Source organism: Rhodococcus sp. ARC_M12 (genome assembly GCF_022810385.1).
Classification (GTDB): Bacteria; Actinomycetota; Actinomycetes; order Mycobacteriales; family Mycobacteriaceae; genus Rhodococcoides; species Rhodococcoides navarretei.
Genome location: NZ_JALGQI010000006.1, coordinates 218,660 through 232,081 on the forward strand (window position 1 = coordinate 218,660; position 13,422 = coordinate 232,081).

At 66.9% G+C, this 13,422-nt stretch carries 15 protein-coding genes; 7 read left to right on the plus strand and 8 right to left on the minus strand.

The features are described from left to right. Positions 1–3 precede the first annotated feature (3 nt). Genes MTX35_RS10180 through MTX35_RS10200 form a run of 5 tightly spaced genes read right to left on the minus strand, consistent with a single transcriptional unit; the run spans position 4 to position 3,424 of the window. Positions 4–1,284: a primosomal protein gene (locus MTX35_RS10180; protein ID WP_243594840.1), complete on the minus strand. Its 1,281-nt coding sequence runs from the start codon at positions 1,282–1,284 to the stop codon at positions 4–6. Between the two features lie 15 nt (positions 1,285–1,299). Beyond that, positions 1,300–1,614 (minus strand): YbaB/EbfC family nucleoid-associated protein, encoded by a 315-nt coding sequence (locus MTX35_RS10185; RefSeq protein WP_243594841.1) that lies wholly within the window; start codon positions 1,612–1,614, stop codon positions 1,300–1,302. Continuing rightward, positions 1,611–1,949, minus strand: a complete 339-nt coding sequence (locus MTX35_RS10190) for a hypothetical protein (RefSeq protein WP_243594842.1) — start codon at positions 1,947–1,949, stop codon at positions 1,611–1,613. Before MTX35_RS10190 ends, MTX35_RS10185 begins: the two co-directional genes overlap by 4 nt. A gap of 11 nt (positions 1,950–1,960) precedes the next feature. Then, the gene (locus MTX35_RS10195) at positions 1,961–3,085 is read right to left on the minus strand and encodes a C40 family peptidase (protein ID WP_243594843.1); all 1,125 of its coding nucleotides are present in this window, start codon (positions 3,083–3,085) and stop codon (positions 1,961–1,963) included. A gap of 6 nt (positions 3,086–3,091) precedes the next feature. Next, the gene (locus tag MTX35_RS10200) at positions 3,092–3,424 is read right to left on the minus strand and encodes a type VII secretion target (protein WP_243594844.1); all 333 of its coding nucleotides are present in this window, start codon (positions 3,422–3,424) and stop codon (positions 3,092–3,094) included. 133 nt (positions 3,425–3,557) lie between these two features. Between MTX35_RS10200 and upp the strand changes: the two genes are divergently transcribed. Beyond that, positions 3,558–4,181, plus strand: a complete 624-nt coding sequence (upp, locus tag MTX35_RS10205) for a uracil phosphoribosyltransferase (RefSeq protein ID WP_243594845.1) — start codon at positions 3,558–3,560, stop codon at positions 4,179–4,181. Positions 4,182–4,261: 80 nt separating this feature from the next. After that, entirely contained in the window at positions 4,262–5,110 is an 849-nt protein-coding gene (locus MTX35_RS10210; RefSeq protein ID WP_243594846.1) for a DUF2797 domain-containing protein, read from the plus strand. 14 nt (positions 5,111–5,124) lie between these two features. On the opposite strand, the gene MTX35_RS10215 is transcribed toward MTX35_RS10210, so the two are convergent. Continuing rightward, positions 5,125–6,726, minus strand: coding sequence for a phospho-sugar mutase (locus MTX35_RS10215; RefSeq protein WP_243594847.1), 1,602 nt, complete (start codon positions 6,724–6,726; stop codon positions 5,125–5,127). Next, positions 6,723–7,625: a purine-nucleoside phosphorylase gene (locus MTX35_RS10220; RefSeq protein ID WP_279395814.1), complete on the minus strand. Its 903-nt coding sequence runs from the start codon at positions 7,623–7,625 to the stop codon at positions 6,723–6,725. The genes MTX35_RS10215 and MTX35_RS10220 overlap by 4 nt, the downstream gene beginning before the upstream one ends. Here MTX35_RS10220 and MTX35_RS10225 point away from each other — a divergent pair. From MTX35_RS10225 to MTX35_RS10240, 4 genes are all read left to right on the plus strand, one after another. Continuing rightward, complete coding sequence (locus MTX35_RS10225; protein WP_243594849.1) at positions 7,624–8,328, plus strand: enoyl-CoA hydratase-related protein; 705 nt, start codon at positions 7,624–7,626, stop codon at positions 8,326–8,328. The genes MTX35_RS10220 and MTX35_RS10225 overlap by 2 nt on opposite strands. Before the next feature lie 112 nt (positions 8,329–8,440). Continuing rightward, positions 8,441–9,604, plus strand: a complete 1,164-nt coding sequence (locus tag MTX35_RS10230) for a M20 family metallopeptidase (RefSeq protein WP_243594887.1) — start codon at positions 8,441–8,443, stop codon at positions 9,602–9,604. Then, positions 9,601–10,764: a M20 family metallopeptidase gene (locus tag MTX35_RS10235; RefSeq protein ID WP_243594850.1), complete on the plus strand. Its 1,164-nt coding sequence runs from the start codon at positions 9,601–9,603 to the stop codon at positions 10,762–10,764. The genes MTX35_RS10230 and MTX35_RS10235 overlap by 4 nt, the downstream gene beginning before the upstream one ends. Before the next feature lie 14 nt (positions 10,765–10,778). Continuing rightward, the gene (locus MTX35_RS10240) at positions 10,779–11,243 is read left to right on the plus strand and encodes a TrmO family methyltransferase (protein WP_243594851.1); all 465 of its coding nucleotides are present in this window, start codon (positions 10,779–10,781) and stop codon (positions 11,241–11,243) included. A 13-nt stretch (positions 11,244–11,256) separates the two neighbouring features. On the opposite strand, the gene MTX35_RS10245 is transcribed toward MTX35_RS10240, so the two are convergent. Further along, positions 11,257–11,721, minus strand: a complete 465-nt coding sequence (locus tag MTX35_RS10245) for a gamma-glutamylcyclotransferase (RefSeq protein ID WP_037188123.1) — start codon at positions 11,719–11,721, stop codon at positions 11,257–11,259. A gap of 181 nt (positions 11,722–11,902) precedes the next feature. Here MTX35_RS10245 and MTX35_RS10250 point away from each other — a divergent pair, with 181 nt between their 5' ends. Next, complete coding sequence (locus MTX35_RS10250) at positions 11,903–13,306, plus strand: NAD(P)H-quinone dehydrogenase (RefSeq protein ID WP_243594852.1); 1,404 nt, start codon at positions 11,903–11,905, stop codon at positions 13,304–13,306. Positions 13,307–13,422 lie beyond the last annotated feature (116 nt).

Below are 13,422 nucleotides of genomic sequence, written 5' to 3' on the forward strand. Positions count from 1 at the left end.
CGGCTACTTCTTGCGTAGTCGGCTCTCGAACTCACGCTCGAGGGCGCGCCACGCCTCGGCCTCGACGTCGAACGGTGCGCTCGGAGCCAGCCGATCGGGACTGGGTTCGAGAGTGTAGGAGACGTACCAACCCAACGGCGTGGACGTGGCGAGCGCCTCGTCCACGGAATCGTCACCGGCGAAATCGGCTGCATCGGTAAACAATTCGACAGCCAGGTCCAATTGGTCGACGTCCACTGCAGTGGGGCCCTCGGCGAGATCGTCGGCCAGACCGGGCAGCACGTACACGTTGTCGTCGGTGATCTGAATGTCGAGTGAACCGTCGATAGCGGCAGTCTGAACGTCCGAGTACGTGCTGACCTGCGCCAGATCGTGGTCGTGGTCGTCGGCCAGATACCGGGCCAGCGAACGCTCGGAACCGAACACGCTGATGGCACCACCGCGGCCGAGGAACACCGGCTTGTCACCGAGGTAGCACCGCAGGGTGTACACCGTGTCGTCCGAGGTGATGATACGAATCGGGTCGATGCCGACGGTGGTCCAGAACGTCTCCTCGGCAGCTGCCGCGGCGATCGGATCCCGGTCCACCTCGGCTGCGTCGTCGTCCGAATCGTCGTCGTCCGAGTCGTCGTCGGAATCGGAGTCGATGTCGTCGGTGACATCGTCGGCGTCGACGGCGTTCTCTGCCGCGGCGGTGATCTCGGCTTCGGCGACGGCAACGGCAGCGGAGTCGACAGCGGGCGAGGTGACGATGGAATCGACTGCGTCGAGGACGTCGTCCCAGTGCTTGGCGACCGCTGCTCCGATGCGGTCCCACAGCTCGCTGCCCTCGCGACCGAGGAAGCTCTCGACGCCTCCGCCGACCGCGCCTACGAACGAGTTGGAACCGAAAAAGCTTGTGACGGCGCGTAGTTCGCAGACATCTCCGATCGAGGAGACAATGTCGAAGGTGGCCTGCAGTTCGGCGAGAACGTCCGCTTCGGGGTCGGAAGCCACCAACTCCGGTACCGCCACCAGATCGAAGCGGTGTAGATCGTCGGGCTCGAGTTCGTGTGCCGCCAGTGCGGAGACCACCCTCCACGACGGATGGTCGACCAGGTCGTTGTCGTCGTCGGACCTGACGAACGCCGCAAGCTCGGCGACGGTCGAGAATCCGTACAGGTCTTCCTCGTGTCCGAGGAATGCCTCCCACTCGTCGTCGCCTTCTCGCCACTCCGGTGCCCACAATGTGGAGAAGTCACCGGCGGTGAGACCGAGTTCGATCGGGATGATGTCTCCAGCCATGGCGCGAAGCCTATCTCAGGAGTCTGTGAAGGAACCCTGCAGACTTTGCAGGATCGCCTCGCGCTGGTCGAGTGCGGCGGCGGCGGCCTCCGCGGCCGTTCCGGTGATCGTCGCAGCGAGTGCGTGGGCGGCAACCGATCGGAGATTCTCGGCGAGTTCGAGCTCGACCATGGCACCGGATCCATCGGCGACGACGGTCACCAGATTGTCCGGCGAGGTGCGTCGAATTCTGATGCGGTCCAGACGCTCGTGCGTTTCGCGAAGCGCATCCAGTCGGTACTGAGCGCTGCCGACCAGAGTGTCGAGTTCGGTGGTGTAGTTGTGGGTCATACCTGCTTCAACCAACTCGTGGGTGCGGAGTCCTCTGCGAGATTCTCGTTCGCTTCGGCGGCGACTCCGGCCCGGGTGGGCAGACCGAGGCGATGGAGAACCTCGGTGGGAACACCGTCCTCGGCCAGGAGCGTGCGGCGCTGAGCTCGTGCGGCCGCACTCGCCCGTACACACTGCTGGAGAATCGTCGACGCCAATGCGCCTCCGCCGTATCGCAGTTCGCGCTCGTCGATCGCGATCCCGATCGGCAGTCCGTGTTCGGTGGCGCGCACCGTCACCGATCCCGATCGAGTTCCCGAAACCGCGCTGACGACGGTGGTGTCCGAGTCCGTCATCGGCCGGCCCTTCATTCGGTCGGACGGTAGAAGCCCTTGAAGCCCATACCGCTGTTGGTCGTTCTGATCGGTCCCACCTGTACTGGATCGCCTGCCTCGACGAGCTGACCGTTGCCGATGACCATGGCCACGTGTCCGTCCCAGACTGCGAGATCACCGGGCATCACCTCACCCGGTGCCACGGCGGAGCCGATGTCCTGTTCCTGCGCCAGACGCGGAATCTCGACGCCCTGCTGGGCGTACGCCCACTGGGTCAATCCGCTGCAGTCCAGCCCGCTGCCCGGCGTGGTGCCGCCCCACGCGTACGGCACACCCTGTTGAGTCAAGGCGCTGCGGACGGCACCCGCGGCCTCGGCGTTGGGTGCAGTGACGGTACTGCCGTCGGGTAGCCGTACGTCGACTCCCCGGCCGGTGTGCTCGGGGGAGCGGGCGGGGTCGGCACCCGTATTACCCAGGTAATTCTGTGTACCGCCGATGCTCGGCGATTCGGTCCCGGCAGCAGGGGACGAGAGAGATTGCGCGAACGTCTTCGCCAGCTTCTCGCCTGCCTCGATCACCTGTGCCGTCGCGGGCGAGGTCATGAGATTCGAGGGGGAGCCGGGGGACGGTGTCGGTCCGCCGCCCACGGGGGCGGGAATTGTCGGCGGAGCGGCCAGTTCACCGACTTTCGCGGTGTGGACGGCCAATTCGCCGCGAACTCGGGCCACCACCACGAGGGCTCGTTCGAGGTGCTCGATGGCTGCCGTGATCAGCATCGTCTGCCCCGGCGGGGTGGCGATGATCGGCCCGGCCGACAGTGCGATTCCCACGAAGGACTGCACGATCGCCTGCAGTTCGAGGAAGCCTCGATGGGTGTCGCGGCAGGCCTGATCCACGACGGCAGCGATGTCGTCGGCGTGGTCGGCGAGGGCGATTGCGCTCGTATGAGCGTTCTCGGCGTAGCGAATGGCCGCGTCGGCGGCCTCACCGTTCCAGTTGGCAGCGAGCTCCGTGACCGCGACCCTGCCGATTCCCTGCGCCGCCTCGATCGCTGCCGAGGACACCCGCAGCACGTCGGCCGGACCGCCGGTGGGGAGCGCGCCGTTGCCGAACGCTCCGAGTAGATCGACGATGGGACGGGCCAGGAGATCTATCATCGGCGCTTACCGTGCGTCCTGCGCGATACCGGCGGCCGAAGCCGCAACGGTTGCGCCGGTGCGGGCATCGGTGAGGGCATACGACACCGCGGAGGCGGTGGCCGCGGAACCGATGCTCGCCACAGCGTCGGCCAGGCGCACCACGGCATCGGTGTGCGCCAGATGGGTGCCGGTGACAGCGCCGAGAAACTCCTGTCCGATCAGACCGAAGACCGGAGCCAGCACAGCGGGGCCGCACGCAGCCGCGGCAGCACCCGCCGCGGCGATCTGCTCGGCCATGGTCGACGCCACCGCACCGTATGCGAGGACCCCCTCGGTTTCGACGACGAGCTCGGCCATCGGTGCCCCCTGAGAATGCAATCGATTCACGGCCGCCGAATGCGACGCCCAACTGGTTCGACGCGGGTGCCCGCCATTCGGTTCCCGTGACTTGCCGTTCGCGTCCTGCCCCCGAAGTCCTATCCTTGTCGGCATGGAAACACACGTGGTCGATCACCCACTGGCCGCAGCCCTGCTCACCAGGATGCGGGACGAGCGCAGCGACAATGCCACGTTCCGGTCGGCTCTGCGGCAGCTCACCCACATGCTGGTCTACGAGGCCACCCGCGATGCTGCGATCGACACCTTCGAGGTACGTACGCCCGTCGCGGTCACCGAGGGCACTCGGCTGGCCCGACCGCCGTTGCTGGTCCCGGTTCTGCGCGCAGGCCTCGGCATGGTGGAGAAGGCCAGTGGTCTCATCCCGCAGTCCCGCGTCGGTTTCGTCGGGATGGCGCGCGACGAAAAAACCCACCAGCCCGTGCCGTACATGGAATCCCTACCCGACGACCTGTCGCAGACACCGGTCTACGTCCTGGACCCGATGCTGGCCACCGGCGGATCGATGGTTCATACGATCGAGCTTCTCGTCGGCCGCGGGGCGGCGGACGTCACGGCCATCTGTGTCGTTGCTGCTCCCGAAGGTGTTGCCGCGCTGGAAGCCTCGGGTCTGCCGGTGCGACTGGTGGCAGCGAGCATCGACGACGGCCTCAACGACAACGCCTTCATCGTTCCCGGCCTCGGTGACGCCGGCGATCGTCAGTTCGGCCCGCGCTGATCTCCGATACCGCCGACCGGTTGGTCCTGGGGGTCTCCTGGCCCTCGGAGGCGTCGCCTGAACCGCGCCCGAGACTGCGGGTGCTCGACGTCGAGACCGAGCAGATCGAGTTCCACGAACTGGTCGGCCGCAGGCTCGGCTTCCATGCGCCGGGTGCGGCGACCGATCGGTACTGCACCGGGCGCATGGCTTTTCGGGCCGACGGCCCGCCGCGCTACGTACCGTGCCCAGGCCGGGAGCGAGCCGTTGTGTCGGGGCAGTGCGCGACGTGCGCCGACAAGGACAGCTTTCGGTTCGTGCACACCGTGCATCGCAGCGGGTTCGTCTCGCGGGATCTGGAAAAGCATGTCATGCAACTACATTGGCTGTATCTGGCGGCGTTTGCCAACGGCACCTTCAAGATCGGGACGGCAGCGGACACGCGTAAATGGGGCCGGCTCGCCGAGCAGGGTGCCATCTGTGCGCGGTACGTCGCCCATGCCGACGACGGAAAAGCCGTCCGGGTGGCCGAGGATCTCGTGACCGAATCGATGGGGCTACGGCAGGCGGTGCGGTCCACGGCGAAAGCCGCCTCGCTGTGTCTGCCGATCGACGTGGACAGGCTCGAGGCCGCCACCGCTGCCCGGGCCGAGCAGGTCCGCGAGATGCTGACCGAGGCAGGCATCGCAGGCTGCACCCCGATCGACGAACGCTGGGTCCCGCCCGCAGGCCGGGAAGCGTTGAGCGAGAACATCAGTCGCGTCGCCTACCCCGCGGATGTCGCAACGGGTTCCCACGGATTCGAGATCAGGACGTGCGTCGGGCAGGCGGTGATCGCGACCATCGACGACGACACGTACGTCGCCGATCTGGCGGCACTCAAGGGTCGACGCATCGAACTCGGGGCCTTCACGTCCGATTTGCCTGCGGTGCAGTCGGCGCTGTTCTGAAGGCTCGTCGACGCCTAGAGGTGCTGGGCGAAGTCCGTCAGTTCGGCGAGGATCTCGCCTGCTGCCGTCCGCGCTCTCGGCAGGTCCTCGGGGCCGTCGACCTGCTCGATCACTTCGAGGTAGGCCTTGAGTTTGGGTTCGGTGCCGGACGGCCGCACGATCATCCGCAGCCCCGATCCGCTGATCTCGACTGCGTCGGTGCGTAGTTCGTCGTCGCGCTGGGCGTAGTCCAGCACGGTGACAGCTCTTCCGGCCAGTTCCGACGGCGGGGCGTTGCGCAACCGATGCATCATGGTCCCGATCTCGGCGAGATCCTGCACCCTCCGCGACACCTGCGCACCGAGATGTACGCCGAACTCGACCGCGAGGTCGTCGAGCACGTCGAGCAGGGTGCGACGATCCTGCTTCAATTCGGCGGCCAGATCCGCGAGCACCACCGCGGCCGAGATACCGTCCTTGTCGCGCACCACATTCGGATCGACGCAGTGCCCGATGGCCTCCTCGTAGGCGTAGACGAGGCCCTCGCCCGCACGGACGAGCCACTTGAATCCGGTCAGAGTGCGGGCGTAGCGGGCACCGCGCGCCGGGGCGAGCGCGGAGAGCAGTTGCGACGAGACGATGGTGTTGGCCACCAGTGAACCGGCGGGCGCATCGGCGAGGAGATGGTTCGCGAGCAGGGCCCCGGTCTCGTCGCCGGTCAGCATGCGCCACCCGCTGTCCGTGGGCACCCCGACCGCACAGCGATCCGCATCGGGGTCGAGGGCAATCGCGATGTCGGCCTCGATCTCGGCCGCCAGTTCTAGCACCGCATCGGCAGCGCCCGGCTCCTCCGGGTTGGGGAACGTCACGGTCGGGAATGTGGGATCGGGCTCGAACTGTTCTTCGACCACCCGGATGTCGCGGAACCCCGCGCCACGCAGCGCAGCCATCGCGAGTTCACCGCCGACACCGTGCAGGGGAGTCAGCGCGATGCGGATGTCCCGAACCGTCGAACGTGGCAGTGCGACAACGGAATCGAGATATCGCGCAGCGATGTCGGAGCCGCCCGGCTGCACGATCGCCCGCGGAACCTCGATCGCGTCGGGAGTGGCCTCGATGAGTGCTTCTATCTGGGCGTCGCTCGGCGGGATCAGTTGCGAGCCGCCGCGGAGGTACACCTTGTACCCGTTGTCCGCGGCGGGATTGTGCGACGCGGTGATCTGCACGCCGAGCTCGGCATCGAGTGCCCGCACCGCGAAGGCGACGACGGGGGTAGGGAGAGGCCGAGGCAGCATCACCACGGAGAAGCCCTGGGCGGAGAAGGTTTCGGCGGCCGCGAATGCGAACTGTTCGGAGCCGTTCCTGGCGTCGCGACCGACCACGACCGTGGAACCACCCAGACCGTTCTCGATCAACCACGCCGCGATGCCGGCCGAGGTCTTCGTCACCACCGCGACGTTCATCCCGTTCGGTCCCGCGCGCACCGGGCCACGTAGACCTGCGGTACCGAATGTCAGGGGACCGCTGAACCGGTCGGCGAGTTCGGCATCGGGCAGGCCGTCGAGTTCCTCGCGAGCAGCGGGGTCGGGGTCTCCTGCGATCCAAGCCCGTACCCGCTCGGTGAGCTCCTCGGTCACAGGCGGGAGACCAACTCGTGCAGCAGCGATCCCATGCGGGCAGCGGACTCCTTGCCTGCAGCGAGTACCTCGGTGTGGTTCAGGTGCTCTCCGGTCATTCCGGCCGCGAGATTGGTCACCAGTGAGATGCCCAGGACGCGTGCGCCTTTCGCCCGAGCGGCAATCGTCTCGTGCACCGTCGACATGCCCACGAGGTCCGCACCGAGCGTGCGCAGCATTCTGATCTCGGCGGGAGTTTCGTAGTGGGGGCCGGGCATGCCGGCATAGACGCCGTCCTCGAGCGACGGATCGATCTCGGCCGCGAGCGCGCGAAGTTCCGGGGAGTACGCGTCGACCAGGTCGACGAACTCGGCACCGACGAGGGGTGAACGAGCCGTGAGGTTGAGATGGTCCGAGATGAGCACGGGCTGTCCGACGCTCATGCCGTCTCGGATACCGCCCGCAGCGTTGGTCAGCACGACGGTCGTGGCACCTGCGGCGATAGCGGTCCGCACCGGATGCACGACGCGTCGCAGGTCGTGGCCCTCGTAGGCATGCGTGCGTCCCTGTAACAAGAGCGTGTGGGTGCCGCCGACGTCCACCGAGGTGATGGTGCCGGAGTGACCCGACGCCGACGGTGGCGCGAAGCCGGGCAGGTCGGCCATGCGCACGGTTGCGGTGGGGGAGCCGAACACGTCGGCTGCTGCCTGCCAGCCGGAGCCGAGGACGATGGCCACGGTATGAGTATCGATCCCGGTTGCTGCGGCGAGTGCGTCGGCGGCGGTGCGCGCGGCACCCTCGGGATCGGTCACGGGGTCGGTCGCATGTGCGTCGGTGATTGCCACGATGAACAACAGTAGGAGATCGACGCCGCGGATGTGCGACCGGCGGAAGTTACCGTTGGGTAGTATCCGCTGCATGCCTTATCTCGAACGCGACGGCGACGTCCACATCCTGTTCCTCGGTGCCGAGAACGGCTCGGACAATCCGGAGAACCGATTCCACCCGGACTGGATCGACTCCGTACATGCGTTGCTCGACGAGGTCGAGGCCTCGACCGGCCCCGCGGCGCTGGTCACCACGTCGGCCGGCAAGTTCTACAGCAACGGTCTCGACACCGATTGGCTGTTCGCCAACCTGGACAAGATCACCTGGTACCTCGACCGAGTCCACACGCTCTACACCCGGTTGCTTGCTTTCCCGATGGCCACCGTCGCCGCTGTGCAGGGCCACGCATTCGGTGCGGGCGCGATGTTCGCCACCTCCCACGACTTCCGCATCCAACGCGTCGATCGCGGTTTCTATTGCTTGCCCGAGGTGAACCTGAACATGCCGTTCACCGTCGGGATGTCAGCACTGATCAACTCCCGGCTTCCCAAGCAGACCGCCGTGGAGGCGATGACGACCGGTCGCCGCTACGGCGGTGCCGACGCCGTGTCCGCCGGAATCGTGGAGGCGACGGCATCGGAAGAGTCGCTGGTGTCCGACGCGGTCGCGAAGGCGGCAGCGTTGACGAGCACCCGAGGTGCGAACCTGGCCGGGATCAAGAGTCGTATCCACGTGGATCTGCTCGCCGCGCTGAACACCGCGACCGACGACAGCAACTTCAGCTTCGGGAAGTAGCAGGACCGTCTTCACCCACGACTGAAGCACAGCTGTTCCGACAGTCGGCCGCGCTAGTGACACACTGTCTCTCGTGATCGACGAATCGAACAGTGCCGACGTGGGCGAGGTGATGGACCGCGCCCTGGCCGCCGCCACCGACGAAGTGGTCGCGCTCTCGCACTCGATTCACGCGGAACCGGAGCTCGCGTTCGCCGAACATCGCAGCGTCGCCAAGATCCTCGACACGCTCCGAGCCCACGATTTCGAGGTCGAGACGGCCGTCGCAGGTATGGACACCGCGTTCACCGCGTCGGTCGGCAGCGGAGATCTGGTGATCGGGATCTGTGCGGAGTACGACGCCCTGCCCGAGATCGGGCATGCGTGTGGGCACAACATCATCGCGGCCTCGGCCGTGGGTGCTGCGCTCGCGCTCGCTCCGGTCGCCGACGCTCTCGGCATCACCGTGCGTGTGCTCGGTACCCCGGCCGAGGAGACCGGCGGCGGCAAGGTGTTGATGCTCGAGCGTGGGGTGTTCGACGGCGTCGGCGCGGCGTTGATGGTCCATCCCGGCCCCTTCGACATCGTGGGCGCAACCTCGTTGGCGCTGGCGGACATCGCCGTGAAGTTCACCGGCCGGGCCGCGCACGCGTCGGCAGCTCCCGAGTGGGGAATCAACGCAGGCGATGCGGTGACCATCAGTCAGGTGGCACTCGGGCTCCTGCGTCAGCACCTCTCGCCGGGTCAGCAGTTGCACGGCATCGTCAGTGACGGGGGTGTGGCACCGAACATCGTGCCCGGCCACGCCGAGTTGCTCTACTACCTGCGCGCGAACACCACCGAATCGCTCCACGCTCTGACGGCCAAGACGTACGCGTGTTTCGAGGCGGGAGCCATCGCCACCGGGTGCACACACGAGATCCGCACGGTGTCGCCCACCTATGCGGCGTTGACGCCGGATTCGTGGCTGGTCGCGGCTTTTCGGCAGGAGATCGAAGCGTTGGGCCGATCGCCCTTGGCTCCGGATTTGGAAGGATTTCGCCCGTTGGGCAGCACAGACATGGGAAACGTGACGAATGTTCTACCCGGTATTCATCCCGTCGTCGGACTCGATGCAGGAGGGGCGGTGACGCATCAGCCGGAGTTCGCCGCCGCGTGTGTCACCGAGTCGGCCGATCGAGCCTTGCTCGACGGAGCACTCGGTCTCGCCAGAGCCGCCGCGCGCGCCGCAGCCGACCCCGGTACTCGCGCCCGCCTGCTCGACGGCGTGCTCGCCCGCTCGGCGGCGCAGTCGTGAGTATCCGCGAAGACGCGATCGATCGGTGGATTCACGCGCACACGGCGGATCTGTCGCTGTGGCGTCGGCACATTCACGCCAATCCGGAACTTGCTCGACGCGAATTCGGTACCACCGCGTTCGTGATGGAGCATCTCGAAGCAGCAGGTCTGTCGCCCAAGCCGCTCCCCGGCGGAACAGGCTTGATCTGCGACATCGGACCCGACGGTCCCCGGGTGGCGTTGCGGGCGGACATGGACGCCCTGCCGCTGCAGGAGAACACCGGCGCGGAGTACTCGTCGACCGTGCCGGGGGTGTCGCACGCCTGCGGGCACGACGCACACACCACGGTGCTGCTCGCGACCGGGCTGGCGCTGGCGTCGCTGCCGGACCTGCAGCACGGGGTACGCCTGATCTTTCAGCCCGCCGAGGAGGTCATGCCGGGCGGTGCCCTCGACGCGGTGGCCGCGGGAGCGCTCGACGGCGTCACCAAGATCTTTGCGCTGCACTGTGATCCGCGGCTCGAAGTGGGGCAGGTCGGCGTGCGCCTCGGCGCGATCACCTCTGCTGCCGACACCGTCGAGCTGCGCCTGGATTCACCCGGCGGACACACGTCTCGGCCGCACCTGACCACCGATCTCATCTATGCATTGGGCACCGTCATCACCGGCCTACCCGGAATGTTGAGCAGGCGTGTCGACCCGCGGACCAGCACGGTCATGGTGTGGGGAGCGGTGGTCGCGGGCCAGGCCCCCAACGCCATACCGCAGACCGGCATGCTGACCGGCACCGTCCGCACCGGCGACCACGAGACCTGGGCATTGCTCGAACCGCTGGTCCGCGAGATCGTCACCGGATTGCTCGCACCGACCGGTGTCCGCTTCGAGCTGCACTACCGTCGCGGCGTGCCTCCGGTGGTCAACGATCCGGCGTCCACGCACACGTTCGAGAAGGCGATCGGCAGGGTCGGACCCGACGCGCTGGCCGATACCGCCCAGTCCGGCGGCGGCGAGGATTTCTCGTGGTACCTCGAACGAGTGCCGGGCGCGATGGCTCGACTCGGTGTGTGGCCGGGCACCGGCCCGCAACTCGACATCCACCAACCCACCTTCGATCTCGACGAACGAGCACTGGCGGTGGGCGTGAAGGTGATGACCGGCATCGCGCTGGATCCGAACTAGAGGCAGGGGACGAGATGGCCCTCGACGTGTCGCCGATCGGGATGGTTCGATCCGATCGGGCCGAGGTGGTGGACGACAACTGGGGAGCGGTCGAGTCCGTCATCGACCTCGACGAGAGTGTGCTCGACGTCGACGCGACCCTCGGTCTCGCCGAGTTCTCCCACCTCGAGGTGGTCTACGGCTTCCACCTGTGTGATCCGGCCGCGACGACCACCGGCTCGCGCCACCCTCGTGGTGACACGACGCTTCCTCGGGTGGGCGTCCTCGCGCAACGGGTCAAGGACCGGCCCAATCATCTCGGGGTGTCGCGGTGCGAGATCGTCGACGTGGACGGACTGCGCATTCGAGTCCGAGGTCTCGACGCGATCGACGGCTCACCGGTGTTCGATGTCAAGCCGTTCCTGCAGTCCATGGTCCCGACGCCTGAGGATGTGACCGAGCCGACGTGGGTGGCGTCGGTCATGAAGAACTACTTCTGAGCGGTACCGCCGGCTACGAGGCGGTACCGGGACCGACGTTGCGGCTGTTGCGGGTTCGTAGGTCTCGCACGTATTCGGCTGGGGCACCGGCGATTTCGGCTGCCTCCGCCATGACGCCGAGGTAACGTGCGGACGGCAGGCCACCCTCGTAGGCGTCGAGCACGTACATCCACGCGAGCACCGGCTCCCGGCCGGTCTCGATGCGCAGCCGAATCTTGCGATGAATGCCGAGTTCGGAGCCCTCCCAGCGATCCAGGCTCTCCTCGTCCTCCTCGGATACGTCGTAGAGCACGACGAAGACCTGTGAGTCGGGATCCTCTACGACCGTGGCCAGCGCGCCTTCCCAGCCGATGTCGCCGCCGCCGAAGGTCAACCGCCATCCATGCAGCCACCCGGTTCCCGACAGGGGCGAGTGTGGGCATCGCTGCAACATCTGCTCCGGATGCATGTTCGATCCGTAGGCGGCATAAATTGGCACGTCGGCCAGCCTAAACCGTATCGGTGCCCACTGACGCCTCGTGGTCGTGTTTCGGTGCGTCGCCCCAGGTCCGACCTCCTGTCGGGCGAACGAAGCCAGCCCTACCGACGCGCGGGGGCAGCCTCTGGAATACCGTTGACGCGACACAGCGAGAGATTTCGAGCATGCGAGAAGAGGATCAATGACCCGGATTGTGATCATCGGTGGTGGTCCGGCAGGGTACGAAGCAGCGTTGGTTGCCGCACAGCACGGCGGAGAGGTGACGCTCGTCGATTCCGACGGTATCGGCGGTGCCTGCGTTCTCTGGGACTGCGTGCCGTCGAAGACGTTCATCGCGTCGACCGGCATTCGCACCGAGATGCGGCGCGCCAGTGACCTCGGCATCTCCCTCGATCCGTCGCAGGCCGCCGTGGCGCTGCCGAAGATTCACGACCGAGTGAAAAGCCTCGCCCAGGCGCAGTCCTCCGACATCGCCCAGCGCGTCAGGTCCGTCGGCGTGCAGCTGCTGGCCGGGCGCGCCGAGATGATCGACTCCCACGTGGGGATGGCCTCGCACCAGATCAAGGCGGTGCTCGCCGATGGCGAAGAGCGCATCCTCGACGCCGATGTCGTCCTCATCGCGACCGGGGCCCGGCCCCGCGTGGTCAAGGGAGCCGAGCCCGACGGCGAGCGAATCCTCAACTGGCGTCAGCTCTACGACCTCGAGGCCCTCCCCGAGCACCTGGTTGTCGTCGGATCCGGTGTGACCGGTGCCGAGTTCGTCTCCGCCTACACCGAGATGGGCGTCAAGGTCACCGCGGTCTCGAGCCGCGACCGCGTCCTTCCGCACGAGGACGAGGATGCCGCGCTGGTGCTCGAGGACGCGTTCAACGAACGTGGCGTCACCCTCGTCAAGCACGCCCGCGCCGATTCCGTGGTCCGCACCGAAAACGGTGTTCTCGTCACGCTCTCGGACGGCCGCACCGTCGAGGGCAGTCATGCGCTGATGACCGTCGGGTCGGTGCCCAACACTTCCGGTCTGGGACTCGAGAATGTCGGCATCGAACTCGACAAGGGTGGATACCTGCGGGTGGATCGCGTCTCACGCACTGCGGTCGCGGGCATCTATGCAGCCGGTGACTGCACCGGTCTGCTGCCGCTGGCCTCGGTCGCGGCGATGCAGGGACGCATTGCGATGTATCACGCACTGGGACAGGCCGTCAGCCCGATCAAGCTCAAGACCGTGGCCTCGGCGGTGTTCACTCGGCCCGAGATCGCGTCGGTCGGCGTCGCGCAGTCCAAGATCGACGCCGGTGACGTACCCGCTCGCGTGGTGATGCTGCCACTGACCACAAACCCGCGAGCGAAGATGAGCGGACTCAAGCGTGGTTTCGTGAAGATCTTCTGCCGCCCGGCCACCGGCGTCGTCATCGGTGGCGTCGTGGTCGCCCCGAGTGCGTCGGAGCTGATCCTGCCCATCGCGATGGCCGTGCAGAACAACCTCTCGGTGAACGACTTGGCGAACACGTTCTCGGTGTACCCGTCGCTGTCCGGTTCGGTCATCGAGGCCGCGCGTCAGCTGATGGCGCACGACGATCTGGACTGATCTCACAATGTGAGAACTGCGTTTCATATTTCGGTAGCACGTGAGACAGTCGAAGGAGCGGACACACCCGTCCGCTCCTTCTTCGACTCAGCGGATCCGCGGGCCGTTCTCCCATT